Here is a 26,456-nt window from a genome sequence, read left to right on the forward strand (position 1 = left end):
AGCCAGCTGAACCTGGGGCATGTGGTGGACGCAAAGCGCGACAGGCGCGGCGAAGGGTTTGAGCTGCGCAGCGATGCGTGGGGGGCGATTCGGGCAGGGAAGGGCATTTTCATCAGTGCCGATCAGCAACCTCAGGCGCAGGGCGACGTGCTGAGCATGGGCGAGGCACTGGCGCAACTCAACAGCGCGCTTCATATCGTCACGACCTTGTCGCAGAGCGCGGAAGCCTCGGGGGCAATGGCGGCAGATGTGCAAGCCCAGCGGGGCCTGTGTCAGGCACTGGCCAGCCTGAAAGAAGCTGGCCTGGTCGCCTCGGCGCCGGCTGGCATGGCCCTCACCTCACCGAAGAGCGTGCAGTTGTCGACGGATGCGAACCTCATTGCAACGGCTGGCGACAGTGCGGAACTGACTGTTCGCCAGCGTTTTTGTGTGGCTGCCGGGGAGGCCATCAGCCTGTTTGCACAAATGCTTGGGCTGAAACTTTTCGCGGCGCGTGGCCCGGTGGAAATCAAGGCGCTGAGCGACGCGGTCACCCTGGAAGCGAACCAGAACATGACAGTGAATGCCGTGAACGGAGAGATGGTCCTGAACGCACCGCAAGGCATCACCCTGACCAGCCGTGGCGCCTACATAAAGCTGAAGGATGGCTCCATCGAAATAGGGGCCACCGGTGAACTGCGCTTGCGCAACGACCACGTCCAGTGGGGCGGCGCCGCGTCCCTTGACAAGGCACTTGGTGAAATGTCGCTGCAAGACCCGGTGTTCAAGACGCCGACCCTCGGCAAGTTCCTGTTAAGGGATGACCCAAGCGGTGAGCCCTGGCCGCATGTTGCCTATCGCATTGAAACCGCTGATGGCGCTGTGGTGCGTGGCGTAACGGACAGCGAGGGCTTCACCCAGGCGCATCACGGGCTCGATTCCCAGTCTTTCAAACTGATCATGGAGTGAATATGAAGCCCACCAACGATAGCCCGGTAGAAGCACCGCACGCAGAAGGGGTGACCAGCAGGGAAGGCACCGTGGTAGTTGCCTACCACAAAGCCGCGCAGTGTTACTTCCGCCCCGATACCGAGGAACTTGTATTCCTTGCCGGCATGGAAGCCGGCAGATTCGAAACCCACTGGCGCGGAATGCAGGCCAGCATCAGCAACTTCCACGAGGCGCAAGCCAGGTACCAGGAAGTGCTTGAAGCTTATATCGCCGGTTCGCAGCAAGGGCTTTCGGCGCTGGCGCGGGACAAGCATGAAATCGCAATTGCCGCTGCCGAAGACAGTGTCGATGAAACGCGCAAGGCAATACACGAGAAGCTGGGCACGTTCTCGCAAAACGGCATGGCCTACGAAGATGTGGTCGAGCTGCTGCCGATCATCGGCCAGAACAGCAAGGGCAAGCGGGGCAAGAAGCCCATTCGCTATGCCTATGTCAAAAAGAGCTTTTACGACGAAAACAAACAGGGAGGAAAGCTGAGCAGCCAGTCGCTCAAGGCCAAGGACAAGAAAACCGGCCAGCAAAGTTTTATCCGCAAGGACAAACGCGGCAACACCCGCATTGACACGCAGCTGTTACGGCAACAGTTGCAGAGCCTGGAGTGGTCAAAGCTGAAGCTCGAACTGGCCGACGTGCTGAAGTGGAGCGGTGCTGACTTCAATCCGGAGGACTTGCAAAAGGACATCACGCTCTTCGACTGGGCGGACAGCTGGAACGAAAGTGCAACGACCAGCGGCGCACTGTTTGGTAGCGAGAACATCGATTTTTCGGCCGGTGCCCAGTTCATGCGCCTGGTTTCCAATGTGGGCGCCAGTGCCGAGTTCGACCCCGCCAAGGGCCAGGCAGCGGTCAATGTAGATGGCAAGGCCAGCTTCTCCATCGCCTCGGCAACGGTTGGCGCCCAGGCCTACGTTCCGGATCGTCTGGGCTGGTCGCTGGCCTACGCCCACGGTGATGGCCAAACCTTCGACATGGGCCGGCTGCGCTTGTTGATCGAGCCGGAGCTGACCGGTTTCATCGGCGGATCGGTGGTGCTGGAAGGCCAGTTGCAGGTAGTGGTCAACGGCGACAAACAGCTGCTGGCCGGCCAGCCGGGCGGGCGGCTGCCGCGCTTCGAAACACGGCGCACCAAAGCAAAGGTGTTTCACCAGCAGATGGAGGCCGAGGACGAAGGCCTGAAGCTAACCGGTGAGGCGTTTGCTGGTGCTCGGGTGCAAGGCAGCCTGAAGGGTAGCTTGCAGTGGCTGAAACCGGCAGGGCCGATCGATCCGGAGCACTGGACAGCAGGGATGCTGAAGTCCAGTGGCGAGTTCACAGACTTTTGCACGATTGCGCCGAATATTGCTGGGTTGGCAGGCGTTGGCGCGGGTGGAAAGTTTTACTGCACCTTTATTAACGGCAAGTTTTGCTTTCATGTGGCTGCGAGCTTGTGCTGGGGCTACGGGGCGAAGGGCGGGCTTATTTTTGAGGTGGGTACTAACTCGATTTTGGAGTTTGGTGCTTGGTTGGTGTATCAGCTTCATCGGTTGGATTATGGGTTCTTTTCTATTGTTGATGAAGTTGCATTTGCTATTTATAGCAAAACATCTGTGATTAGCCTGGTGGATCCAGTATTTGATGTCTATGTGAAATATGCAAGCTATGCCGAAAATCTATTGGGTGTATCTCGTAAATTATCTGAAGACTTGGTTGAGTTTGCTGGTAGTTATAAGTATAGGGTTGCAGCCTCTCATCGAAGAAATGCGTTGGCGAAAAATACAATTTCTCGTCGGTTTGAATTGCTTGCCTATACCCCGGAAGCAAAGGGGATCTTGATATATCTGCTGACTAGACACGGTAAGCTGGATTATATGGATCCTGATAATATGGGGTCAAACCTTGTCCCTGATTTATTTCAGCGGCGTAAAGAAGCAGTGATTTGGGTTTTGAGAAGTATTCAAACTATTGTGGAATGGAGGAAGGTACTTTGCCGCGTGACAATTGATGGGAGTAGTCAGGCAGGCGAGGGGGATGAGGCAACTGTAGAGGAAAAGCAAGAGCAGAGTTTGGTGGAGTTTCTACAAATTGGGTTCGATCGCGACGATGATCTTCGCAAGGCGAAAGGGGAGCTTTATGCCATCCGAAGAAGTATCAGGTTGGAAAGCAGTTGGGGGTATGCGCTCGTTATGAATAACACCGAATACTACAGGCTGAATTACGGCGTTAATCCCAATTTCCCTGATCGCTGCAAGTTTGGTCCTGGCTTCGGTGAGTTTGATTTTAGGTGGAGGGAGGTATGACGAGAAATTTGAATCTTAAACTTCTCATGGTGGTTGCTGTTCTCGGTGGCTGTGGCCAAGAGGTCCAAAGTGGTGTGGCTGTTCCGCAAGTGGATCCTGAAAAGCTTGCAGTATTCATTGAGAATGTTATTGATCGCCAAGTATATGTTGAAGGTGGTAAGTACCTGATGGGGGATTTCGGTGCTGACTATGGGTCGGAAAAAATTCAATATGATGCCAATATTAACAGTAAGCCGCTTCATGAGGTGGAGCTTACTAGCTTTTCCATGTCGAAATTTAAGGTGACAAATGAGGAGTATCAATTTTATTTGATGGCTAACCAGTTGCCGCTAGTGCATGTCGGGGATGAAGGTGTGGACTATAAGTATTTCATGCTCATGCGCAGTGAAAAAAAACTGCCTGCACACGTCGACTGGTACGAGGCTGAACAATACTGTAGCTGGCTTGGCGCTGTAAGTGGTCTTCCATTCTCACTGCCTACTGAAGCCCAATGGGAGTACGCCGCTCGGAGCAGAGGGCAATTTCTTGCGGTCGCCACGGATGATGGTACTTACAAGATCACCGATGAGTTGTATAACCGTGACGGAAGTGGAGGGCCTCAAGGTATCAATATTTCGACGACTAGGGATAGAAAAGAGTTCGTCAAAGCAATGGGTTGGAAAGTTGATAGTCTGATATCACTCCCGGTTGATCAATATCCACCCAATCCATTGGGGATGTATGCAATGTCTGACAACGGCTTTGAGTGGGTTAGTGACTGGTATGATCCAGACTATTACCGCACTTCCCCTGTGATGGACCCAAAGGGGCCGCTTGCGCCTGTATATAAAGGAGAAGAAACGGCTAACAAGTATGCCAAAGTGATGCGAGGAGTTGACGTTGCTGATGCGCGATGGGGAGGCGGGTTTAATGTTCGGCGCCGATACAATCCCCCTGATGCTATTACGAAAAGTATATTTCGGGATAAAGATATACGCATAATTACTGATAAAACCGCTCGCTGCGTTGTAAACAGCCCTATTCCTGTCAATAGAGGTTAGGGCGTCAGGTTTGCGGATGTGACGGAGCGAAATGGCATTTTGCGATGAATAGAACGGAATGCTAAAAGATGAAGTATGGCGTTAGTCACAGTTTTTCTGAGTGATGCAGCTTTGGCCTTGGTTGTGGTGAGTTTGACTTCGGGTGGAAAGAGGCATGAAGAAATATTTGAGTATCGGGTTAGTTGTGGTTGCTACAAATCTTGGTGGATGCGATCAGAAGGACGAAAATAATTTGGTTTCTGCTCCGCAAGTGGATTCTAAACAGCTTGAAGCTTTTATTGAGAAGGTCCTTGGGCGGCAAGTGTTTGTTGATGGTGGTAAATACCTGATGGGGGATTTTGGTGCCGAGTATGGAACGGAGGGAATCCAGTATGACGCCAATGTGAACAGTAAGCCGCTTCATGAAGTGGAGTTAAGTAGTTTTTCCATTTCGAAATTCAAAGTGACGAATGAGGAATATGGTTTTTACTTGCTGGCAAACCAGCTGCCTTTTGATGGTGTGGAGGATAAAATTGCAGAATACACAAACTCCAAGCGCATGCGCAGTCATCCTAAGCTGCCTGCACATATCGACTGGTATGAGGCCGACAAATACTGCAGCTGGCTAGGCACGGTGAGTGGTCTTCCATTCTCACTGCCTACTGAGGCCCAATGGGAGTACGCCGCTCGAAGCAGAGGGCAATTTATTGCGGTTGCCACGGATGATGGTACTTACAAGATAACCGATGACTTGTATAACCGTGACGGAAGCGGAGGGCCTGAAGGTGTCAATATATCTACGATCAGAGACCGAGAAGAGTTTGCCAAAGCATTGGGCTGGAAGGTTGACGGTCTGACATCACTCCCGGTTGATCAATATCCACCCAATCCATTGGGAATGTATGCAATGTCTGACAACGGCTTTGAGTGGGTTAGTGACTGGTATGATCCAGACTATTACCGCACCTCCCCTGTGATGGACCCAAAGGGGCCGCTTGCACCTGTATATAAAGGAGAAGAGACGGCTAACAAGTATGCCAAAGTCATGCGTGGAGTTGACGTTGCTGATGCGCGATGGGGAGGCGGATTTAATGTTCGGCGCCGATACAACCCCCCCCCCCCCCTGATGCTACTACGAAAAGTATATTTCGGGATAAAGATATACGCATGATTATTGATAAAACCGCTCGCTGCGTCGTCAATAGCTCCGTGCCACTCAGTTCAGGTTGAATTGTGAGGTGTGGATGATCCTGTAAACCTCAATTTAGCCAGACGCCGAAATGTTGTTCAACGATGTGGTGAGTGTGGTTTAAGTAGGGGGCGGGATGCCTGATGGGTTATTTCGGTGCTGAGTTGGGTTGGGTAAAGAGTAATGTGGTACTGATGCAGTTAGAAAGCCGAACCGGATCCGCGGCCACTCATCAATGGTTCCACGTGGGCAGCTCTTTTTGCAGTGTGCTGGGTAGTGATAATCAGGCAATTGTGCCTAGGGTAGGAGGAGTATATGGCATTAAAGTATTTTTCAGCTTTTGTGCTATTGGTGGGCTTGGGGTTGCTTCTGGTAGGTGCGAGCCACTATATGAAAACCAAAGATTTTTTAACGCATTCGACCACTACTACTGGAAGAGTGATTGCTTTGGAATCGTCAGATACAGGCGACCAGGTAAAGCTGCGAGTGCGATTTTTGGACCACACTAGCTCGGCAGTAGAATTCACTTCGTCAGTCAGCAACTCATCGGCCTATGCGATGGGTGACCACGTCGAGTTGGTATTTTTGAAGAATGACTCGCAAGTCGCAAAACTCAAAGACTTCAAGCACCTATGGGAAAACGTGGTAGACCCGCTTGCGCTAGGCAGCCTATTCACACTGATAGGCTGGCTCATGGTAAGGAAGCGGCGTCGATCACTTTCCAGCCCTTACGACTTCCAACAGTGCAGCGAGGAAGTAGAGGAGGAAGTGGAAGCGGATATTTACCATCTGGTATGCGATCACCGCATTACTGTCGACGGCCAGCACCCCTTTGTCGTGATCTGCCACTGGCGTGACCCAAAGACCAATCAGTTACATGAATTGATAAGCGACGAAATCTATTTCAACCCTGCGCCTTATCTTGCCGAGGATACGGTCCGGGCTGTGATCAATCACCGCGACCCCAACAAGTCATACCTTGATCTTTCTTTCCTGCCCAAATCGGTAGCCTGACTCCACTATCAAAAAAACCCAGGAGGTCAACATGAAAGGTGTCATTCGTATCGGTGACAAACTCAGTTCTGGCGGTGAAGTCACGTCAGCGCAGCCGGGCATGCTGTTCGACGGCCGCGAGGTTGCCGCAGTAGGCGACGCGGTATTTTGCCCGCTGCCGGGCCATGGGCCCAACAAAATCGCCGAGGGTGACCCGGGCTCGACCCGCAAAGGTCGCCCGATTGCCCTGGACGGGCACCGCTGTGAGTGCGGCTGCAACCTGATCAGTTCGTTGCCCAAGGCCGGGAGGAGCTGACATGCCGATTACCCTGGACGACCTACCCGCGAAGCTCACGCCGCCGGGGCCTCCCGGTAAGCGCCGCTGGGTGGTCATCACGCTGCTGTGCGCGGCGCTGGGCAGCGGCCTGGTGGTGCTGTTCTGGCCGGCGCATTTGCAGCGCGGGTCGCTGTGGTACTGGTGCTGCGTGGCGGTGTTGCCGGCGACGGTCGGGCTGTTGAGCCTGGCGCTTCGCGGGCTGATGTACGAGCGGCAGCGGGACTACGCGCAACGCTGGAACCAGCAGCGTCTCGATCACCTGCACCGTTTGACCCAGCAGGGCCAGCGCGCCGTGGGATTATTGGCCAGCGCCTACTGCACGCCAGCGGGCAGCAGGCAGTTGGCCGGCGCACTGCGCCGTGGCAGTGCACCCCTGCAGCCGGTGTACCTGGGCGCTTCGCGAGGTGTGTCGCGGTGCAGTCAACTGGTGCCCGTGGCGCAGCAACATACGGCAAATGAATACCAGCAACGGTTGCGCTGTTTTATGCGCCAGGTGCTGGCAACGCTGCAGCAAGACCTTGACCAGGTGACACGCCTGGGGCGCTTGCGCGTGCGCATCAGGCATGACTCGACACTGCCCGATGCAGCGTTGCTGGCTGCCTGGCGGGCATGCGTAACCCATGATGCCCAGCGGGAAGAGGTGCACTTCGCCACGCAGGACGATGGCCTGCTGTGGCTGGATGAATGGCTGGACACCCCGGGCGGCGCTGGTGCGGTGCTGTCCCTTGAAATCAACGTGTTCAAGCACCCGGTAGACACCCAATGCGAGTCTGTGAGTGCGGTGTTGCTGGCGCTGCCGGAGTTTTGCGACAAGCACGCGCTGGAGCCGCAGGCCTGGGTGCATCGCCCGGCCATGATGCTGGAGGGCGGCAGCCCTTGGTCGGCGGTCATGCGCTGGGGGCGAATGGAAGACCCGAGCGAAACGTACTTCATCTGGCAGTTGCAGCTGTGCACCGATCAGCTCGCCAGCATGAACCTTGAAATGGCCAAGGCCGGGCGGACGATCGACAGGCAACAGTGCCTGCACCTCGATGGCGTATTGGGCAGGCCCGCTGAGGCAGTGGGCAACATCGGCATCATCGTTGCGGGTGAGCAAGCGGTCACTGACGCTCAGCCCCAGCTAGTGGTGATCCAGGACCAGACCGTGCACGGGGTGGTGGTTCGCCCGGTGGCGCGTCGACAGGGCGAATAAGCTTATGAAAAAACAACGGAGTGTCTGGCTGGCGGTTTTATGCCTGGCGGTTGTGGGCGGGATATTGATCTGGGTGCAGAACCCGATTGTCTCGATCAGCAACGAACACGACCAATTCAAGTGGACTGCCGGGTTGCTGGCGGCCTGCATGCTGATACTGCTGCTGGACAGCCTGGGGGCCCTGACGATAAGGCGGCTGGCCACCCTGGACTTCAACGCTCGGCTGACCAAGCCATTGGTGCAGTGGTTGGCCGCGCCGCTCGCCAGTGAGCCCGACGCGGATGACGTCGAGGCGGTTCTGCGCAGCCATTATGGCTATTTCTGGCGGCGCAAGGTGCGTGTGCTGTTGGTTGTCGGGGAGCCAGAATGCGTTGAAGCTGTGGCCCCAGGCCTGGTCGAACAGCGCTGGCTGGAGGGTGGTGGCGCGTTGCTGGTGCACGGCCCAAACCCTGGCGCGGGGGAGGAGGCGGCTCTACCCGATAACGTGCAGGCGCTGCTATCCCGGCGCGGCCTTGATGGTGTCATCTGGGCCGTCACCCGAGCGTCCATTGCAAACAACACCGTCATGGACACCGGTGCCCATCGTTTGCGAAAACTGGCCAGGTCCTTACGCTGGCACATGCCGGTTCACCTCTGGCAGGTTTGCCAAAGTGCATGGCCGCAAGACTCCAGTGTGATGCCCTCGACTGGCTGCGTGTTTGCCCAAGGGGTCACGCCGCAGCAGTTCCATACCAGCCTGGATCAGCTCGTGGAGCAGGCGCGTCGATTGGGGCTGGAGCAGATGGCCGGGGTATTCGACCAGGACTTTCTGTTGCGCCTTTCACTCGACTTGAAGGTTGCGTGTACCGGGTTCTGGCAGCCTGCGCTCGCTGCGTTGGCCAGAGGATCGGAGGCCAACCTGCGCGGTCTGTGGTTCAGCCTGCCGATTGCCAATAATACCGCCACCGCTGACCATCATTGGGTTCCAGCCCGCATGTGGCAAGCCGTGCTTGGCGATGAAACCCTCAGGCCCCGGCGGCTAGGGTGGGCCGCAGGCCGTGCCGCCTATGTGGTGACATTGAGCTTCGCTGCCCTGTGGTGCGCCGGCCTGCTGTTGTCCTTCATCACCAACCGTGCCGAAACCCAGCGCATCGACCAGGCGCTGGCAGCGCTGCAACAACCGCACGAAGGCACCGACCCCCTGGCCACCCTGCGTGACCTCAGCCTCGATATCTCCCGCCTGGACTACCGCGCCGAACACGGCGCCCCGTGGTACTACCGGTTCGGCCTGGACCGCACCCGCGCCTTGCGCGATGCCGCCTGGCCGCACTACGTGCAAGCCGTGCAGCAGCAGGTGCGCGACCCGGCCGCCGCCAGCCTGCAAGCGCAGCTCAGCGCGTTGGTGAAGCTGCCACCGGGCAGCGCCGAACGCGCCCAGCGTACCCAGCAAGCCTACACCCAGCTCAAGGCCTACCTGATGCTGGCCCGCCCCGAAAAAAGCGATGCGGATTTCCTGGTGCAGACCCTGGGCAAGAATGAGCCCGGCCTGTGGTCGTTCTACGCCGAACGCCTGCCCGCCAACCCGGGCTGGGCGATCGCGGCCGATGCCAGGCTGATCGCCCAGGTGCGGCAGATCCTGCTCACCCAACTCGGCCAGCGCAACGCTGAAACCAGCCTGTACCAGCAAGCGCTGGACACCGCCACCAACCATTACCCGGCCCTGGCCCTGCAGCACATGGTCGGTGATACCGATGCAAGCCCGCTGTTCGCCACCACCGCCAGCGTCCCCGGTGCGTTCACCCGCCAAGCCTGGGAGGGCCAGGTACGTGAGGCCATCGAAACGGCCGCCAAAGCCCGCCGCGAAGAGATCGACTGGGTGCTGAGCGACAACCCCAGTGACATCACCCGCGCGCTCAGCCCCGAGCAACTGCGCGAGCGGCTTACGGCGCGTTACTTCAACGACTACGGCAAGGCCTGGCTGGCGTTTCTCAACAGCCTGCGCTGGCGCAAGGGCGCCACGCTGGATGAGGCGATCAGCCAGTTGACGCTGATGAGCGACAACCGCCAGTCCCCACTGATTGCGCTGATGAACACCCTGGCCTACCAGGGGCAGGCGGGTATCCGTGGCCAGGCCCTGGCAGACACGCTGATCCAGTCTGCACAGAACCTGATCGGCCAGGATCGGACGGCGGTGAGCGGTCAGCCCTTGGCAACCGATGGTGGCCCGCTGGACGGCACCTTCGGCCCGTTGCTGGGCTTGCTGGGCAAGCGCGCAAACGGCCAGCCAGGCGACAGTAGCCTCAGCTTGCAGGCCTTTCTTACCCAGGTCACCAGCGTGCGCCTGAAGCTGCAACAGATCGCCGATGCACCTGACCCGCAAGCCATGACCCAGGCCCTGGCGCAGAGCGTATTCCAGGGCAAACGCGTCGACCTGGTCGAGACCCGGTCTTACGGCAGCCTGATCGCCGCCAGCCTGGGTGCCGAGTGGGGCAGGGCGGCGCAGACGCTGTTCGTGCAGCCGCTGGACCAGGCCTGGCAACGCGTGCTGCAGCCATCCGCGGCTGGGCTTAACCGCGACTGGCAGCGGGCGATCGTCGACGACTGGGACAACGCCTTCGCCGGGCGTTACCCGTTCGCCGTGACCAGCAGCGATGCCTCGCTGCCCATGCTCGGCAAGCTGATCCGCGCCGATACCGGGCGCATCGAACGTTTTCTGCACCAGCAACTCAATGGCCTGCTGCGCAAGGAGGGCCGGCGCTGGGTCGCCGAGCCGCGCAACAGCCAGGGCCTGCGCTTCAACCCGGCGTTCCTCAGCGCGGTCAACCAGCTGGGTGAACTGGCGGATGTGCTGTTCACCGAGGGCGGCATGGCGGTGAATTTCGAGCTGCGCGGCAAGCCGGTGCGTGATGTGGTGCAGACCACCTTCATACTCAATGGTGAGAAACACCACTACTACAACCAGCGCGAACGCTGGCAACGCTTCACCTGGCCGGGCCAGAGCAACGGGCCTGGCGTGAGCCTGACCTGGACCAGCGTGTTCGACGGCGAGCGGTTGTTCGCCTACAACCAGGGCACCTGGGGGCTGATCCGCCTGCTGGAGCAGGCGCAGCTGACGCCGATGGATGCGGCCGACAGCCAGTACAAGCTGCAGCTCAAGGCCCCCGATGGCCTCAACCTGACCTGGGACCTGCGCACCGAGTTCGGCGCAGGGCCGCTGGCATTGCTCAAGCTTCGGGACTTCACCCTGCCGCAGCAGGTGTTTCTGCTGGAGGGGGACCAACCACAACGCTACGCACAAAACGAGGGCACGCCATGAGCCTGCAGAAGCTGGTCGAGCGTTGCCTGCCAGGTGGTGGCGCCTTGTTGATCGCCCGCCAGCATGCGCAGTGCTGGGAGCCCTGGTTGCAGCCTGTGCCGGGTGCGTCGCCGGTGGGGGCGGACCCGGGCTATGAAGACGACTTCCAGCGCATGCGTGAAGAGGTCGACAAGCTTTCTGGTGCTGATGTGGAACGGGTGGTGCAATCGGCACGCACCCTGTTGCATACCACCAGCAAGGACCTGCGCGTAGCCACCTACTACCTGTGGGCCCGGCTGCACAAGGACGGTGAGGCGGGCCTGGCGGATGGCCTGGGCCTGTTGGCGGCGTTGGTCGAGCGCTTTGCCAGCGATGTGTTGCCGGTGCGCCCCACTGCACGCAAGGCGGCCCTGGAATGGCTGGCTGGCAGCAAGGTGCTCGATAGCTTGGCGCGGTACCCGCAAGTGGACAAGGCCGAGGCGGAGCGTACCGTGGCGGCACTGGTATGGCTGGACAGCGCCCTGGGCGCCTGGCCGCAAGCGCATCGGCCGCACCTGGCACCATTGCATAACGCCTTGGCCGCCCGGTTGGTACAGGCCGGTGGTATCGATGCGGTGGTTCCGCAGACCAGCGCCAGTAGCGCCACCGAGCCCCCGGGGGCGGTGACGATAAAGTCCGGGCGCGACCTGCTCGACAGCGCCCGCAACCTGGCGTGCTACCTGCGAGACCAGCCTGACGGATGGCTGGCCGCACACCGCCTGATGAAAAGCCTGCGCTGGGACACCGTGCATCAGCTACCCGCCCAGGACGGCAACGGCATCACCCGCCTGGCGCCACCTCGCGGCGAATATCGCGCCCGCTTGCAGCGCCTGCATGTGCAGCAGAACTGGAGCGAACTGCTGGAGCAGGCCGAGCGCCTGTATGCCGAGGGGGTCAACCATTTCTGGCTGGACTTGCAGTGGTACCTGTACCAGGCACTGAGCAAGTTGCCAGCGCCACACAGCACGTGGGCGAACGTGATCAAACATGACCTCGGCTTACTGCTGCAACGCCTGCCAGGGCTGGAGGCGCTGCACTGGAGCGACGGGGCAGCCTTCGCTGATGAAACCACCCGTGACTGGATCAACCAGCACGTCAGCGCCAGCCCGGCCCCGCAGTGGTTGCCAGCCGCTGCGGTTGCCCCTGCGCAGGTCGCCAACGATGTGCTGGCGTTGGAGCACGAAGCATTGGCCCAGGCCGACACACAGGGCGTGGAGCAGGCGCTGGCGTGGCTGGCTGCCCGGCCAGAACCGTATAGCGGCCGTGAGCGCTGGCAATTGCGCCTGGTGATGGCGCGGGTGGCCGAGCAATACGGCAAGCACGAGCTGGCCCTGAACCTGTTCGGCAACCTCGATGCCAGCGCGCAATGCCATGCGCTGGCTGAGTGGGAGCCGGCGCTGTGCTTCGAGGTCAAGGCGCGCCTGCTCAAACTGCTGCGCCTCAAAGCGCAGCGCAACGATGCCGACAGGCCAGCCTTGGCCAGGCAGATGGAGGCGCAGCTGGCTGCGCTGGTTGCACTGGACCCTGTGCGTGCCGCAGTGCTGTGCGGCTGAAACCCTACAAGGAGTGACACGTTGAGTAACGATGACAACCTGACCCTGCGCTACTTTGATGCCGAGATGCGCTATTTGCGGGAAGCCGGCAAGGAATTTGCCCAGGCATTTCCCGACCGGGCGGCTCACTTGAACCTGGACAAGCCCGGCGCGGACGACCCGTATGTAGAGCGCTTGTTCGAGGGTTTTGCCTTTCTGATGGGGCGCCTGCGTGAAAAGCTCGACGATGACTTGCCGGAGCTTACCGAGGGCCTGGTGAGCCTGTTGTGGCCGCATTACCTGCGCACCATCCCGTCGCTGTCCATTGTCGAGCTGGTGGCGGATGTCGATGCCATGAAGGCCAGCGAAGTGATCGCCAAGGGTTTTCAGGTGCTGTCCCGCCCGGTCGGGCCGCAACGTACCCGTTGCCGCTACACCACCACCCAGGCGGTGAAGCTGCAGCCACTGGCGCTGGCGTCGGTACGCCTGGACCATGAACCGGACGGGCGTGCCTTGCTGCGTTTGCGCTTTGCCTGTGGTGCACTGACGGGCTGGGGGGACATGGACCTCGGCAACTTGCCCCTCTACCTGTGCGGCGATGTCGCCCTGACCAGCACCCTGCACCAGGCCCTCACGCTCAACGCCCAGGCGTTGTACGTCCGTGTGGCGGGGCAGGCAGGGCGCCGCCCGTTCAATGGCCATTTCGCGGCCAAAGGGTTCGCTGACGAGGACCGCCTGTGGCCCAAAGGTGACAGCGCATTCAGTGGCTACCAGTTGCTGCTGGAGTACTTCACCTTTCGCGAGAAGTTCATGTTCGTGCGCCTGAAGGGGCTGGAGCACCTTGAGCTACCCGCCAAAGCACCATGGTTCGAGGTTGAAGTGGTGCTCGCCGAAGCCTGGAAGGCAGCATTTGTACCCAGTGTCGAGCACATTCGGTTGCATGCGGTGCCGGTCATCAACCTGTTTCCGCTGGAAGCCGACCCGTTGATGCTGGAGCCTTTGCAAAGCGAGTACCTCTTGCGGCCCATGCGCCTGCAGGATGGCCATACCGAAATCTACTCGGTCGACCGGGTGACCGGGTCGAAGGCGGCAGCCAAACAAGACTTCGTCCCCTTCACCAGCTTTCGTCACCGCGGTGGCATGCTGCGCGAGGAAGCCCCCGAGCGCTACTTCCATACACGTTTGCGCCGTGCTGCCAATGGCTTGCACGACACCTGGCTGATTTTGGGTGGGCAGGGTTTTGACCAGGACACCTTGAACGAACGCGAAAGCCTGTCGCTGCAATTGACCGGCACCAATGGGCAACTGCCACGCAAAGCCTTGCAAAGCACCTTGCTCGACACGGCGGCGCAAGCCGCCCAGACCGCGCTGCGGGTCCGCAGCCTGTGCGCCCCCACCTTGCCGTGCTACCCACCCAGTCGCGACCGCTTCCACTGGCGGGTGCTCAGCCATCTGGGCTCCAACTTCCTGCCAATGCTCGCCAGTGCCGAAGTGTTGCGCGGCACGCTTGCCCTTTACGAATGGACCAACAGTGAAATGAACCGGCGCCGGCTGGAGGCCATCGTCGAGGTTCGGCATCACCTGATCCAGCGGTTCGAAAAGGGCTTCCTGGTGCGTGGCGTAGACATTGAAGTCACCCTGGATAGCAACGGTTTTGCGGGGGACGGGGACATCAGCCTGTTCGGTGAAATGCTCAACCGCTTTTTCGCACTGTATGCCGATATTCATTTGTGCACTCAGCTCACCTTGATCTTGCAACCTGACCGGAGGTGCCTGCGATGGAGCGAAAACGCCAGCCAGAGAATTCCCGGCTAGAGGCCGAAACGATACTGCGTGCGCTGCAAGGGCGGGTGGCCAAGGCCAACCTTTACCGGCTGTGTCAGGTCCTGGAGCAGGCTCTGCCGGGGCGCGCGTTGTTGGGCAGCACGGCCCACCCGGGGGACGACCCGGTGCGCTTCCGGCCAGACCCGGGCATGGGGTTCCCGGCGGGTGAAGTGAGGGCGCTGGAGATTGACCCTGCCTGCCCGCACGGGCCAGTGACAGTGCGCACCCGCTTGCTGGGCCTGTACGGGGTTGATTCGCCATTGCCCTCGGCCTACCTGGACGACATTGCCCAGCGCCGCGAAGGGCATGAAGCGGTCGAGGCTTTTCTGGATATCTTCAATCACCGACTGTTCACCCAGTTCTACCGGATCTGGCGCAAGTACTCCTACCCGGCCACATACGCGGCGGGTGGCTGCGATGCCACTTCGCAATGCCTGCTGGGGTTGATCGGGCTCGGCATACCCGGTACCGCCGGGCGCATTGCAACGCCGATCTCGCGCTTTCTGGCGTTGCTCAGCGTGATGCGCCTGCCCACCCGCAACGGCGAAGGCATCTGCGCACTGGTCAAGCTGCTGGCGCCCAATACGCGCGCCAGCATTCACGGTCATTGCGTGAAAAAGGTGCTGCTTGAACGCCCCGCAAGCTTGTCCGCGAGCCACCCGGTAAGCCTGGCACAGGGTGCGCTATTGGGCGCCGTGGGGTGGGATGCCAACAGTCAGCTGCACCTGGCCTTGTATACAAGCCACCCGCAAGAAGCGCTTGGCTGGCTGCCAGGCGGCCATCTGCACAGTGACCTGCTGGTACTGCTGGAGGTGTATCTGGGGTGGCGCTGCACGGCAAAGCTGCAACTGGCGTTGCCGTTGCATCTGCTGCCCGCTCCGGTACTTGGGGGCGGGAACGTACTGCTCGGCATGACCGCCGTCCTGGGCCTGAAGGCGACCGCTCGGGCTTCAGGGACGCACGCGGTAATCACACTCAACCTGGGCCGCTATGACGGCCTGCTCTGCAACCCTCACAGCCGGGAGGTACAGCATGTGGCGTACCGTTATTAACTTCACCGCCCTGTGTGCATTGGCCTCAGCGTTAAGTGCATGCGGGGTGCTGCAAACCGTGACCGATAGCGCGGCATCGGCTACCGATGCCATTTTTTACAAGCAAGTGAAGACACTGCACCTGGACTTCGATGGCCGTCAGCCAATGAACAGCGACCGGGCAAACATGGGCGGCTTGTCGGTGGCAACCCTGCTGCGGGTGTACCAGCTGCGTGATCGCCAGGCGCTGGACAAAATCAGTTATGACGACTTGATGGACCAGGGTGATCAGGCATTTCGCACCGACCTGCTGAGCGAGCGGGCCATGGTTATCAGGCCGGGCGAAGCTGCGCAGTTGAGCATACCGCTGGATAAAGAAGCGGCGTTCGTGGCAGTGGTTGCTTTGTTGCATTCCCCCGATACCCAGGCCGATGACTGGCGGCTGGTGTTGAGCCGCAATGACCTGCACCCCGACGTGCCACGCCTGGTGGTACTTGACGACAACCGCCTGAGCCTGCGCAGGCAGGCAGGGGAGTAGACGATGCCTGAGCTGAACCCCTCGCTCTACGAAGTGCTATTGCAGAACTTCAGCGGCGAACTGGAGCTGCACACGGTCGCAGAGCAAGACCAGCACACTTTGTCGGTGCTGGATAATCTGCAGCGCATTCTCAACAGCCGTGCGGGGGCGCTGGCCCATTTGCCGGACTACGGCCTGCCCGATATGGGCACCGTGCTGCAAGGGTTGCCGGGATCGGCGCATACCCTGAAGAGCACCATGGCCAGCGCCTTGCTGAAGTACGAGCCGCGCGTCGCTGCAGTCGATATCGAACTGTTGCCTCAGGCGCTGCCGGGGCATCTTGAGTACGCCATGGACCTGCAGCTCAGCGATGGCAGGCACGTCACGTTTGGCACCACCTTGGCGCCAGAGGGGCGAGTGGTGGTGCGTCACCTGAAGCGGCAGGGCTACCTGCCCAGGCCGTGATGATCAATGTGAAAGGAGAACCGATGACGGCGCTGTTCGAAATGCGCGTTCGCCTTGGCGGTGACCCACAGGGTTTCGATGAGACCAGGGCGCTGCGCCAGGAGCTGGTAAAGCTGAACCACCCGGCCTGCCCGGACGTGGACTGGGGCCGGGTGGAAAACGTGTGCTTGAGGTTGTTCGAGCTCAATGGAGCAGAGCTGCAAACAGCCGTAGCCCTGGTCATGGCGCGCAGCTACCGCCATGGCCTGGCAGGTATGAGCGAAGGGCTTGCGTTGATTGCAGCATTGCTTGACCAGTGGCAGGGATTGTGGCCGGCGCAGGTGTCTGCACGTCTGGATCTGCTCAGTGAACTGTTTGCCCGGTTGCAGCCGATTTTGCGCGTGGCACAGTGGAGCCCGGCCAACTTGTCAGCGTTGAAATACCTGGCAATCGAGCTAGGCCGGCTGGAGCATCAGTTGATCAGTCTTGTGCCTGTTCCTTTGGCCACGCTGCATGCGCTGCGCAGCCATGTGGAACATGTACTGCAGCAAACGGCTGGGGTACAAGCGTCGAGTATTGCGCTGCCGATCCTGGGGCAGGCAGTTGACACTTCCTATGTGGCGTCGCCGCCCTGGCACTCGCCTGCCTATACCTTTGTTATCGAGCCGCAGCCCAGGCGCAGAACGGGCGTGTGGTGGCTACTCACGCTGGTCGTGTGCATGGCATTGGCGGGTGGGTGGGCCTGGCAACTGTGGATCGCCGAACGCTCCCGCCAAGTCCCGCTCCCGCAGCCGGTGCAGCTCGATAGTCTGAATTTGTTCGACGCTGGTAGTGCTGAACTCAGGCCGGGCTCGACCAAACTGTTGGTCAATGCACTGGTCGACATCAAGGCCAGGCCGGGCTGGCTGATTATCATCGCCGGGCATGCAGACCCCAGTGGCGACTTCGACAACAATCTGGCGTTGTCCCATGCACGCGCATCCGCAGTACGTGAGTGGATGCAAGCCATGGGCGACCTGCCAGACAGCTGCTTCGCCGTGCAAGGGCATGCCGCCAACCAGCCACTGGCGAGCAACGAAACACTGGCAGGCCGTGCAGAAAATCGCCGGGTCGACATTCGTCTGGTCCCTGAGGCAGGTGCGTGTGCGGAGCTCGAAAGTCTCGTCACCCCGGCCTCACCCTCGTAGTACACCACCAGCCAAAGGGTTCGCCTTAGGCATGCAGGTATAACTACCACCGCGGGCATGCGCGTTCGGTTGAGATGAGGCTTTTCCACCAAGGAGAGCCCAGCATGCCAACCCCCGCACCTATCGACGATTCCATCGATACCTTGATCGCCAGCCGCCTGCCCGGCTGGCTGGCGCCGCCCCCAGCCAACCGGTTGATAGAACTGCATGACTGTTTGCACGCGCAGCAGGCCGTGCAGCAACGCGTTAGTGTCTTGTTCAGCAGCATCGAGCCCCTGGATGAATTTGCTGCCCCTTTGCTGCACAACGCGCTCGCGCAGACGCTTGCGCAATCAGTGGACGTGCGCAAGGCAACCTTGCAAATGCACCTCATCGAGCGGTACCCCAGCTCACGCCCGGAAGCACCGGGCGGCGCCCGCAGGCGTACGTTGCAGCACAGCTTGCTGGCAGCAGCGCTGCACAATTTCAGTGACAGTGAATCCAGGTCATTGGGAGTGATAGACCAATCGATGCTGCTGGATGACCAAGGCGAAGCGCTGCCCATGACGGCCAGGGCCTTTGCCGAATGCTGCCGTACAGTCGACATCGGCGGGCAATACCAGGCTTATCTGCAAGCGCGGCTGACTTCGCCGGGGGATACAGGGGCTGGTGTTGCAACCCTGCTTGAACAAGGCCAGCGTCTTGCGTTGGAAGCGGCCCTGCGCCTGGCAGCACTGCAGGCCGACATCGATGAAACTGCGCTGGTGCAATGCCTGGCGGCGATCACGCCTGCGCCCGCGGCGGCAACGCGGATGCGCCCGGGGGCGCTGCGTGCCCTTGGCCAGCGGGTGCGAGGGGCCGTTGCATTTGAGTTGCACCGTGACGGGCTGGGCGAGGGGCCGCTGGAAGGCGTGTTGTGCTGGTTGCCTGATGACCCGCACGGTGCGGTCAGCTGGCACACATCATGGGACAAGCTGTTTCAGGACCTTGGCAAGCGCTTCCGGTTGCCGGGTTACCCGGAGTACTTCCAGCGCTTCATCAGCGAACGTGACCGTGAGCGCTACACGCCGGCGTTGGCCCACGCCATGGCGCAGGGGGAGGGGCACGTACCCGTTGAACTCGACGGGCGTTACGAGGTTATCAGCGAGCCATTGTTCCAGTACCTGCGCAAGGCTCAGCTTGCAACGCTGTTCGATGATGCCCAGGTACTGGCCGTGCCTACCGCCGTCCAGGACAGTGCCGAGCGGGATCGGCGCCTGCACTTTTATGCAAGCCTGGGCCTCGACCTGCTTGGGCTGGCCAGCTTCTACGTGCCGGGCCTGGGGTTGCCGCTTCTGGGCATTGCCGCACTGCAGGTGGTGGATGACGTTTATGAAGGCTATGAAGACTGGCACCTGGGGGATCGCCAAGGTGCACTTGAGCATGCCTTCAGCGTGGCTGTGAACGTTGCGCAGACGCTGGTGGCTGCCGGGACCGGAGTCGCCTCCGAGCGTTTACTGCGACGCGCTGCGTTTGTCGATACGCTGGTGCCCGTGCGAACCGCAGGCGGCCAGTACAAATTGTTCGACCCGCGCCTGGAGGCATATGCGTTGGGCAACGACCATACCGCCATTGGCCAGTATGCGGTAGAGGCCGGCAAGCCCCGCTTGCGCACGCATCAGGCAGCCTATCAGGTGGCTGGTGACCCGCTTGAGGGCGAGCTGCGCATTCAGCACCCACAGCGTCAGGGCGCCTACGCGCCGACGTTGCGGCACATGGGCGGTGGTGCCTGGCGCCATGAACTGGACACGCCGCACACATGGCAGGGGGCAGAGTTGCTGCGGCGCCTGGGCAGTGGCCTGGCCGAGGTGGATGAGCAGGCAGCACATGACGCGCTGCAGGTCACCGGTTACGACGAGGACCGCCTGCGGCGCTTGCACCTGGAGGAGGGGCAGGCGCCGGCACGCCTGCTCGATGCCCTGCAGCGCCGCCAGTTGCACCAGCAGTACCCGAGGTTGCGAGGTGCTGCGTTTGAACAACATTTCGCCGAAAGCCAGTGGGCGCCGTCAGCTGCCGAAACGCTTTTGCAGCGTGATTTCCCGGGGCTGACAGCCCGTGCTGCCAAGGCCATTGTCGAGCAGGCTGACGAGCTGTTGGTCGAGCGCATGGTCGACCGGCAACGGGTGCCGCTGGCCTTGGCCGAGCAGGCCCGCTGGATGCTCAGGGACATCCGCCTGGACCGGGCGTGTGCGGGGTTCTACCAGGCTGAAGCCGTTAATGCTGACACCGAGCGCCTGGCCTTCGGCTTGCTGGAACAGTGGGTGAGCTGGCCTGATACGCTACGGGTTGAAATGCGCGAAGCTGATGCAGGGGCATTGCCTCTGGTACGAATGGGCGCCCCGTCCGCCACCGACATACGCGTGATCGTCAAGGGGCCCCAGGGGTACCAGGCATTGGATGGGGAGGGGGCGCCGCTACAGGGTACGAGCACCCAGGACAGCCTGATGCAGGCAATGCTTTGGCAACTCAGCGATAGGCAGCGTCAGGCGCTGGGTAACGCCGGGGATTCTGCGAATCAATTGGCGCAGGCGCTGGCGCAGCGGGCATTCATGCAACGTGATGGCCTGCCTGCTTTGCTCGGCATGGCGCCAGACGGCGGCAGAGTGCGCCCGCCGGTGCGGCTGGGGGATGGCCGGCTCGGCTACCCGCTCAGTGGGCGCGGAGAAAGCAGCACAGGGGCATTGCGCCAGGCAATCAGGCGGTTGTTCCCGACGTTCACCGATGTCCAGGCCGAGGCATTCATCGCCTCGGCGGGTCACCAGGGCATGACCCCGTGGCACTTCTACTACCACCATCACAACCAGCTGAGCATTCTGGAAAATACCTTGGGCAACTGGCGACGTGCGTCTGTCAGCCCGGTCCAGGCGCTGCGCCGCGCCTGGGTAGCGCGGACCATTCGCCGAGCCTGGCAGCGGCAGAGTGTCGATACGCATGGCAACTTGCAGTTGTTTATCCATGGCTGGCGGGTAGGTACATTGCCAAACCTGCCCGATGTGGTGGATTTCAGCCATATCACGCGCTTGAGCCTGCGTAACATGAGCCTGCTGGACATTGAGCCGGGCTTTTTGCAGCGCTTTGGCCAGGTCCGCAGCCTGGACCTGCGTGGCAACCTGCTGACCACGGTGCCTGCCAGCATCGAGCATTTGGTCGAGCTTGTGGAGCTGAACCTCGCCGATAACCACATTGGCCTGACCAGCGAAGGGAGCCAGCGTATCGCTGCGCTGCACCGGCTGGTGTCTCTGGACCTGCATGACAACCTGCTGGGGCGAACCCCGGACGTGAGCGTGCTGTTCCGCTTGCGCAGCCTGAACCTGCGCATGACAGGGCTGCGAGCGTTACCCGTGGCGTTGCTCGAATCGCCCTCGCTGATGCTGATCGACCTGCGTGGGAATTCGATCAGCGAGCTGCCCGACGCGGTGTTGCAGCTGCTTGGCCGCGACCCTGACCGGGTGTTCCTGCATGACAACCCTCTTTCGCCCCGGGCCATGAGCCAACTGCGGGAGCTGAGGCAGCGCAGCACAGCAGATGTGGTGCCTGTTCGTGAGCATGACGACATGCTGGAGGATGAACGTGTGCGTTGGCTTGAGGGTGTGGCGCCCGCTTATCAGGCCCGTCGCTTGCAGCAGTGGGACCGGCTTGCTGCGGAAGCCGGGGCACAGGATTTGTTCCGATTCTTTGCCGATTTTTCACGGTCGGCGGATTTCCGCCGCCAGCCCCAGGACATGTGTCGCCGGGTGTGGGGCATTATCGAGGCTTGCGAGCTGAACAGCGAAGTCCGCGAGGCGGTTTTCCAGCAGGCTGCAGGGCCACGCAGTTGTGCCGACCAGATGCTGCTGATTCTCAGTGCCCTGGAGGTGCGCACCTTGGCGGCCCAGCGTACGGCGGGGCTGGAAGGGCCCTACGCCATGCGCGCGTTGCTGCGGTTGGGGCGTGAGCTGTTCCGCCTGGACCAGGTCGACCTGATTGCCATCCGGCACATTCAGCAGCAGCGTATACGCGACCCTTACGTGCCGATCGATCCTGTGGAGGTGCACCTGGCCTATCGGGTCGGCCTGGCAGGCGCTCTCGACTTGCCGGCGCAGCCTTCGAGCATGAACTATGCCTATGCCAGTGGCGTTGGCAGCGCCGACCTGACCTTGGCTGCGCGCGAAGTGCGGGCTGCCGAAAACTTCGATGCACTTAGCCGCTCACTGGTGGAGCGGGAGTTCTGGCAGCAGTATCTGCAGCGGCTGTATGCAGACCGGTTCGAGGCCATGAATGCGCCCTTTCACGAGCGGCTTGAGCGCTTGTTCGATCAGCGCGAGCAAATGAGCGACCAAGCGTATCGCGAAGCGGCCGAGACAGTGCAGGCCGAGCGCTTGCTCGCAGAGCGGGCTTTGTTACTGCAACTGACCCGGCAGGCCTATGACCAGCACCCGATTTGAGCCTGTGATACAAGGGAAACAACAGGTTAGTGTTATTTTGCATATTAGCTTAGGTCTAAAATCAATTTCATTTATTTGAATGAAGCCACTACATTCGCAGTTCCCTAAACCTGCAAGGAACTGCGGATGTCCATTCGATCTCGCCTGCTGCTGTTCGCCGCTGCCACACTATTGGTTACCCAGGCCTTCGCCAGCGAACGCCTGACCCTGCGCATCGGTGACCAGAAAGGCAACATGCGTGCCCAGCTTGAAGCGGCCGATGCCTTGCGCGATCTGCCTTACGACATCCACTGGGCCGAGTTCCCCGCCGCCGCGCCGCTGGCCGAGGCACTGAATGCCGGGGCGATCGATGCCGGCATCATTGGCGATGCGCCGCTGCTGTTCGTGCTGGCCTCTGGGGCACCGGTCAAGGCCATCGCCGTGGACAAGTCCGACCCGTTTGGCACGGCGCTGCTGGTGCGCCCTGATGCACCCCTGCAAAACGCCGCCGAGCTGAGGGGCAAGCGCATTGCTACCGGGCGGGGTTCAATCGGTCATCACCTGGCGCTGAAGGCACTGGACCAGGCCGGCCTGAGTGAAAAAGATGTGGAGTTCCGCTTCCTTGGCCCGGTCGACGCCAAGATTGCCTTGGCCAATGGCTCGGTGGATGCCTGGTCGACCTGGGAACCGTACACCGCACTGGCCGAGCTGAGCGGCCAGGGCAGGGTACTGGTCAATGGTCGTGGGCTGTCTTCCGGCAACAGCTTCCTGGCCGCCACCGACAAGGCGCTGGATGACCCGGCCCGGCATGCGGCGCTGCAGGACTACCTGGCCCGTCTGGCCGGCGCCCAGGTATGGGCCTACCAGCACCTGGACAGCTACTCGAAAACCCTGGCAACCATCATTGGCTTCCCGCAAGACGCCGCGCGGTTGCAGTTCGAGCGCCGCCAGTTGCGCTGGCAGGCCATCGATGCCAAGACCGTCGCCGAGCAACAGGAAACCGCCGACTTCTACCACGCCCATGGCCTGATGAACCAGCGCCTGGACGTGGCGCCAACCTTCGCCGCTGGTTTTAACGTGCCCACCCATGACTCACTGGCCCAACACTGACCTGGAGACACCCCATGCTGCACCGTAAACGCCTACGCCACCTGGCCCTGGGCCTGCTGCTTGGCGGCCTGCTGCCGTCGCTTGCCAGTGCCGAACAAACCCTGCGCATCGGTTACCAGAAGTCCTCGACCTTGCTGACCTTGCTCAAGGCCCGTGGAACGCTGGAGCAGCGCCTGCAGGCCGAGGGCATTCGCGTCAGCTGGCATGAGTTCCCCAGTGGCCTGCCACTGCTGGAGGCGCTGAACCTGGGCAATGTCGACCTGTCCGCAGATGTGGCCGACACCGTGCCGGTGTTCACCCAGGCGGCCGGTGCCAAGCTCACCTATTTTGCGCGGGAGGCGCCATCGCCCACAGCACAGGCCATCCTGGTGCCAGCTAGCTCGCCGCTCAAGACCCTGGCCGACCTCAAGGGCAAGCGGGTGGCGGTGACCAAGGCGGCCGGCAGCCATTACCTGTTGATCCAGGCCCTGGCCAAAGCCGGCCTGACCTTCAAGGACATTACCCCGGCGTACCTGATCCCTGCCGATGGCCGGGCGGCGTTCGAGAATGGCAAGGTTGATGCCTGGGTTACCTGGGACCCGTACGTGGCCAGTGCCCAGCGCCAGCAGAATGCGCGCATCCTCGCCGATGGCAACGAGCTGGCGAGTTACCAGCGTTACTACCTGGCCGGCAGCGATTACGCCAAGGCCCACCCTGAAGTGCTGCAGCAGGTGTATCAGGCGCTGCGCGAGATCGGTGCGTGGACCAAGGCCAACCCCGAAGCGGCCGCTCGGGTGCTGGGGCCGCTGTGGGGCAACCTGGACAGCGCCACCGTGCAGCAGGCCAATGGCCGGCGCAGCTATGACGTGCAGCCAGTGAAACTGGACAACCTCGGCGAGCAGCAGCGCATTGCCGATGCCTTCTACCGCGAAGGGCTGCTGCCCAAGCCGGTGGATGCGCGTGCAGTGACTGTGTTCGAGCCAAAGGCTGTCAATTGAGGATATCTGTGCCGGCCTCTTCGCGGCTAAAGCCGCTCCCACAGGTACGGCGCGTGCCTTGAGGTAAGCACTGACCCTGTGGGAGATTGCCCAGCCCATTGGGCTGCGCTGTCGCGCAGAGAACTGATGCCGGGCACATCGCGTACCCTGTGGGAGCGGGCGCGCCCGCGAACACCGGCGCAGCCGGTGCCATGCACCGCGTTGGATTCTTCGCGGGCACGCCCGCTCCCACAGAGTCCCTGCTAAATCAGTAGGTGATGCGCAGTTCTATGAGAGGTGCGCACTGAACCAGTGGGAGATTGCCCAGCCCATTGGGCTGCGCTGTCGCGCAGAGAACTGATGCCGGGCACATCGCGTACCCTGTGGGAGCGGGCGCGCCCGCGAACACCGGCGCAGCCGGTGCCATGCACCGCGTTGGATTCTTCGCGGGCACGCCCGCTCCCACAGAGTCCCTGCTAAATCAGTAAGTGATGCGCAGTTCTATGAGAGCGGGTTCACCCGCGAAGAGGCCGGCACAAGCAGCACAAGACAGTTGCCCCTCTGTCTGGACTGCCTCGCCCGTTGGCGCAATCAGTCGAGCTTGGCTAGGGTCACTGGGTTGACCTGCGAGGCATCAAGCATGAACAGGACGTTTTTTGCAGTGATCGCGCTGCTGGCCGTGAGCCTGGCTGCGAGCGCAGAGGAGCGCGAGGGGGATTACTGGTATGTGCAGACCAGCGCCTACACCAAGCACTGGACCCACGACCCCGACCACAACAACCACCAGGAGTTGGTCGGTATCGAGCGCATCTACACCGACGGCTTGCTGTGGGGTGCGGCTACCTTCAAGAACTCGTTCTACCAGCGTTCCTACTATGCCTACCTGGGCAAGGTCTGGGAGAACGAACGCTATCCCGTTTACGTCAAGTTGAGCGCGGGGTTGATCGAGGGCTACAAGGGCGAGTACGACGACAAGATCCCGCTCAACCACCTGGGTGTCGCGCCAGTGATCATCCCGTCGTTTGGTGCGCACTGGGGGCCGCTGGGGGCGGAATTCGTGGTGCTGGGGGCGGCGGCCGGCATGGTCAATGTGGGGCTCAGGTTTTGATGCCGCGCTTGAACGCCCAACGCAGGCATGCCGGCGTTGGGCCGTTTTTGGCTCACGATGGGCGCTTAGTCCCAGGCCGGTGCCAGGCCGTCAGGGCTGACTTCCCGGCCGTTGCGTTCCAGTGAGGCAATGCGTGCCATGTCGTCGGTGTCCAGCTTCAGGTCGCGGGCAAGCAGGTTGCTGGCCAGGTTTTCGCGCTTGGTCGACGACGGGATGACCGCATAGCCCAGTTGCAGCGCCCACGCCAGGGTGACCTGGGCAACGGTGGCCTTGTGCTTGGCTGCGATTTCGGCAAGGACCGGGTCTTGCAACACCTTGCCATAGGCCAAGGTCATGTAGGACGTGACGGTGATGCCTTGCGCGTTGAGAAACGCGGCGAGCTTGCTGTTTTGCAGGTACGGGCTGAGTTCGATCTGGTTGGTGGCGATTGCGCCTTTGCCAACCACGTCGATGGCTTGTTGGGTCAGCTCGATGTTGAAGTTGGAAATGCCGATCTGGCGGGTCAGGCCCAACTGTTTGGCCTCGGCCAAGGCCGCCATGTACTCGGGCAGTTCCACGCCATTGCCCGGGGCTGGCCAGTGGATCAGCAGCAGGTCGACGTAGTCGGTGCGCAGCTTGCTCAGGCTCTCACGCAGGCTGGGCACCAGCTTGTCGGCCGCGTAATTGTCGACCCAGATCTTGGTGGTGATGAACAGTTCGTTGCGTGGCACGCCGCTTTCGGCGATGGCTTGGCCGACTTCGGCTTCGTTCTTGTAGATCTGTGCAGTGTCGATGACCCGATAGCCCAGCGCCAGTGCGGACTTGACCGAGTCGATCACGGCCTGGCCGGTGAGGCGGAAGGTGCCGAGGCCGAAAGACGGAATGCTCATGGGAATACTCCTGAAAAGTGCGGTGACGATCATGTGAAGGCCAGTTTGCCGCGTGCGAAGGCATCGAGTAAGCCGCTGTAGCGTCAAAGTCATTTGACGTACAGGCACGAATCACTTTCCAAACGAAACAGCCCGCCAAAAGGCGGGC

The 26,456-nt window shown here is 61.0% G+C and carries 19 protein-coding genes; 18 read left to right on the forward strand and 1 reads right to left on the reverse strand.

Translation table 11 applies throughout. The annotated features are described in order from the left end of the window. The first annotated feature begins 12 nt into the window (after positions 1 to 12). The 18 genes from ACFY9W_RS25835 (at position 13) to ACFY9W_RS25920 (ending at position 25,439) form a co-directional block, all read left to right on the forward strand. Positions 13 to 948, forward strand: a complete 936-nt coding sequence (locus tag ACFY9W_RS25835; protein WP_391136756.1) for a DUF2345 domain-containing protein — start codon at positions 13 to 15, stop codon at positions 946 to 948. A gap of 2 nt (positions 949 to 950) precedes the next feature. Further along, positions 951 to 3,266 (forward strand): hypothetical protein, encoded by a 2,316-nt coding sequence (locus ACFY9W_RS25840; RefSeq protein WP_391136653.1) that lies wholly within the window; start codon positions 951 to 953, stop codon positions 3,264 to 3,266. Then, on the forward strand, positions 3,263 to 4,306 hold the full coding sequence (locus ACFY9W_RS25845; RefSeq protein WP_391136656.1) for an SUMF1/EgtB/PvdO family nonheme iron enzyme: 1,044 nt from the start codon (positions 3,263 to 3,265) through the stop codon (positions 4,304 to 4,306). The genes ACFY9W_RS25840 and ACFY9W_RS25845 overlap by 4 nt, the downstream gene beginning before the upstream one ends. Positions 4,307 to 4,460: 154 nt before the next feature. Then, positions 4,461 to 5,456 carry an SUMF1/EgtB/PvdO family nonheme iron enzyme gene (locus tag ACFY9W_RS25850; RefSeq protein WP_391136658.1) on the forward strand — a complete coding sequence of 332 codons (996 nt, stop codon included), beginning with the start codon at positions 4,461 to 4,463 and terminating at the stop codon, positions 5,454 to 5,456. 333 nt (positions 5,457 to 5,789) lie between these two features. After that, positions 5,790 to 6,488 carry a DUF3592 domain-containing protein gene (locus ACFY9W_RS25855; RefSeq protein WP_391136661.1) on the forward strand — a complete coding sequence of 233 codons (699 nt, stop codon included), beginning with the start codon at positions 5,790 to 5,792 and terminating at the stop codon, positions 6,486 to 6,488. 31 nt (positions 6,489 to 6,519) lie between these two features. Then, positions 6,520 to 6,783 carry a PAAR domain-containing protein gene (locus tag ACFY9W_RS25860; RefSeq protein WP_391136664.1) on the forward strand — a complete coding sequence of 88 codons (264 nt, stop codon included), beginning with the start codon at positions 6,520 to 6,522 and terminating at the stop codon, positions 6,781 to 6,783. 1 nt (position 6,784) lies between these two features. Next, complete coding sequence (locus tag ACFY9W_RS25865) at positions 6,785 to 7,996, forward strand: hypothetical protein (RefSeq protein ID WP_391136667.1); 1,212 nt, start codon at positions 6,785 to 6,787, stop codon at positions 7,994 to 7,996. A 4-nt stretch (positions 7,997 to 8,000) separates the two neighbouring features. After that, positions 8,001 to 11,291, forward strand: coding sequence for an ImcF-related family protein (locus tag ACFY9W_RS25870; protein WP_391136670.1), 3,291 nt, complete (start codon positions 8,001 to 8,003; stop codon positions 11,289 to 11,291). Then, entirely contained in the window at positions 11,288 to 12,862 is a 1,575-nt protein-coding gene (gene tssA / locus ACFY9W_RS25875; protein WP_391136673.1) for a type VI secretion system protein TssA, read from the forward strand. The genes ACFY9W_RS25870 and tssA overlap by 4 nt, the downstream gene beginning before the upstream one ends. A gap of 66 nt (positions 12,863 to 12,928) precedes the next feature. After that, positions 12,929 to 14,656 carry a type VI secretion system baseplate subunit TssF gene (gene tssF / locus ACFY9W_RS25880; RefSeq protein WP_391136759.1) on the forward strand — a complete coding sequence of 576 codons (1,728 nt, stop codon included), beginning with the start codon at positions 12,929 to 12,931 and terminating at the stop codon, positions 14,654 to 14,656. Further along, positions 14,620 to 15,717, forward strand: coding sequence for a type VI secretion system baseplate subunit TssG (gene tssG / locus ACFY9W_RS25885; protein ID WP_391136676.1), 1,098 nt, complete (start codon positions 14,620 to 14,622; stop codon positions 15,715 to 15,717). The genes tssF and tssG overlap by 37 nt, the downstream gene beginning before the upstream one ends. Beyond that, on the forward strand, positions 15,698 to 16,234 hold the full coding sequence (gene tssJ / locus ACFY9W_RS25890) for a type VI secretion system lipoprotein TssJ (protein ID WP_391136679.1): 537 nt from the start codon (positions 15,698 to 15,700) through the stop codon (positions 16,232 to 16,234). The genes tssG and tssJ overlap by 20 nt, the downstream gene beginning before the upstream one ends. 3 nt (positions 16,235 to 16,237) lie before the next feature. Next, a complete protein-coding gene (gene tssE, locus ACFY9W_RS25895; protein ID WP_391136682.1) occupies positions 16,238 to 16,678 on the forward strand; it encodes a type VI secretion system baseplate subunit TssE in 441 nt (146 codons plus the stop codon). A gap of 23 nt (positions 16,679 to 16,701) precedes the next feature. Beyond that, positions 16,702 to 17,844, forward strand: coding sequence for an OmpA family protein (locus ACFY9W_RS25900; protein ID WP_391136685.1), 1,143 nt, complete (start codon positions 16,702 to 16,704; stop codon positions 17,842 to 17,844). Between the two features lie 104 nt (positions 17,845 to 17,948). Continuing rightward, complete coding sequence (locus ACFY9W_RS25905) at positions 17,949 to 22,286, forward strand: NEL-type E3 ubiquitin ligase domain-containing protein (protein WP_391136688.1); 4,338 nt, start codon at positions 17,949 to 17,951, stop codon at positions 22,284 to 22,286. Between the two features lie 132 nt (positions 22,287 to 22,418). Beyond that, positions 22,419 to 23,375 (forward strand): aliphatic sulfonate ABC transporter substrate-binding protein, encoded by a 957-nt coding sequence (locus tag ACFY9W_RS25910; RefSeq protein ID WP_391136762.1) that lies wholly within the window; start codon positions 22,419 to 22,421, stop codon positions 23,373 to 23,375. Between the two features lie 14 nt (positions 23,376 to 23,389). Beyond that, complete coding sequence (locus ACFY9W_RS25915; protein WP_391136692.1) at positions 23,390 to 24,352, forward strand: aliphatic sulfonate ABC transporter substrate-binding protein; 963 nt, start codon at positions 23,390 to 23,392, stop codon at positions 24,350 to 24,352. Positions 24,353 to 24,971: 619 nt separating this feature from the next. Continuing rightward, entirely contained in the window at positions 24,972 to 25,439 is a 468-nt protein-coding gene (locus tag ACFY9W_RS25920; RefSeq protein ID WP_391136695.1) for a sn-glycerol-3-phosphate transporter, read from the forward strand. Between the two features lie 65 nt (positions 25,440 to 25,504). On the opposite strand, the gene dkgB is transcribed toward ACFY9W_RS25920, so the two are convergent. Beyond that, positions 25,505 to 26,308 carry a 2,5-didehydrogluconate reductase DkgB gene (gene dkgB / locus ACFY9W_RS25925; protein ID WP_391136697.1) on the reverse strand — a complete coding sequence of 268 codons (804 nt, stop codon included), beginning with the start codon at positions 26,306 to 26,308 and terminating at the stop codon, positions 25,505 to 25,507. Positions 26,309 to 26,456: the final 148 nt, after the last annotated feature.

The organism is Pseudomonas sp. NPDC008258 (assembly GCF_042956345.1).
Lineage (GTDB): Bacteria > Pseudomonadota > Gammaproteobacteria > Pseudomonadales > Pseudomonadaceae > Aquipseudomonas.

What these genes read in the sequence shown, in the direction of transcription:
- tssJ (WP_391136679.1), top strand. Translation starts at nt 15,698, where the DNA reads ATGTGGCGTACCGTTATTAACTTCACCGCCCTGTGTGCATTGGCCTCA.
- ACFY9W_RS25845 (WP_391136656.1), top strand. Translation starts at nt 3,263, where the DNA reads ATGACGAGAAATTTGAATCTTAAACTTCTCATGGTGGTTGCTGTTCTC.
- ACFY9W_RS25855 (WP_391136661.1), top strand. Translation starts at nt 5,790, where the DNA reads ATGGCATTAAAGTATTTTTCAGCTTTTGTGCTATTGGTGGGCTTGGGG.
- ACFY9W_RS25870 (WP_391136670.1), top strand. Translation starts at nt 8,001, where the DNA reads ATGAAAAAACAACGGAGTGTCTGGCTGGCGGTTTTATGCCTGGCGGTT.
- ACFY9W_RS25900 (WP_391136685.1), top strand. Translation starts at nt 16,702, where the DNA reads ATGACGGCGCTGTTCGAAATGCGCGTTCGCCTTGGCGGTGACCCACAG.
- tssA (WP_391136673.1), top strand. Translation starts at nt 11,288, where the DNA reads ATGAGCCTGCAGAAGCTGGTCGAGCGTTGCCTGCCAGGTGGTGGCGCC.
- ACFY9W_RS25860 (WP_391136664.1), top strand. Translation starts at nt 6,520, where the DNA reads ATGAAAGGTGTCATTCGTATCGGTGACAAACTCAGTTCTGGCGGTGAA.
- tssG (WP_391136676.1), top strand. Translation starts at nt 14,620, where the DNA reads ATGGAGCGAAAACGCCAGCCAGAGAATTCCCGGCTAGAGGCCGAAACG.
- ACFY9W_RS25915 (WP_391136692.1), top strand. Translation starts at nt 23,390, where the DNA reads ATGCTGCACCGTAAACGCCTACGCCACCTGGCCCTGGGCCTGCTGCTT.
- ACFY9W_RS25920 (WP_391136695.1), top strand. Translation starts at nt 24,972, where the DNA reads ATGAACAGGACGTTTTTTGCAGTGATCGCGCTGCTGGCCGTGAGCCTG.
- ACFY9W_RS25850 (WP_391136658.1), top strand. Translation starts at nt 4,461, where the DNA reads ATGAAGAAATATTTGAGTATCGGGTTAGTTGTGGTTGCTACAAATCTT.
- dkgB (WP_391136697.1), bottom strand. Translation starts at nt 26,308, where the DNA reads ATGAGCATTCCGTCTTTCGGCCTCGGCACCTTCCGCCTCACCGGCCAG.
- tssE (WP_391136682.1), top strand. Translation starts at nt 16,238, where the DNA reads ATGCCTGAGCTGAACCCCTCGCTCTACGAAGTGCTATTGCAGAACTTC.
- ACFY9W_RS25840 (WP_391136653.1), top strand. Translation starts at nt 951, where the DNA reads ATGAAGCCCACCAACGATAGCCCGGTAGAAGCACCGCACGCAGAAGGG.
- tssF (WP_391136759.1), top strand. Translation starts at nt 12,929, where the DNA reads ATGCGCTATTTGCGGGAAGCCGGCAAGGAATTTGCCCAGGCATTTCCC.
- ACFY9W_RS25865 (WP_391136667.1), top strand. Translation starts at nt 6,785, where the DNA reads ATGCCGATTACCCTGGACGACCTACCCGCGAAGCTCACGCCGCCGGGG.
- ACFY9W_RS25905 (WP_391136688.1), top strand. Translation starts at nt 17,949, where the DNA reads ATGCCAACCCCCGCACCTATCGACGATTCCATCGATACCTTGATCGCC.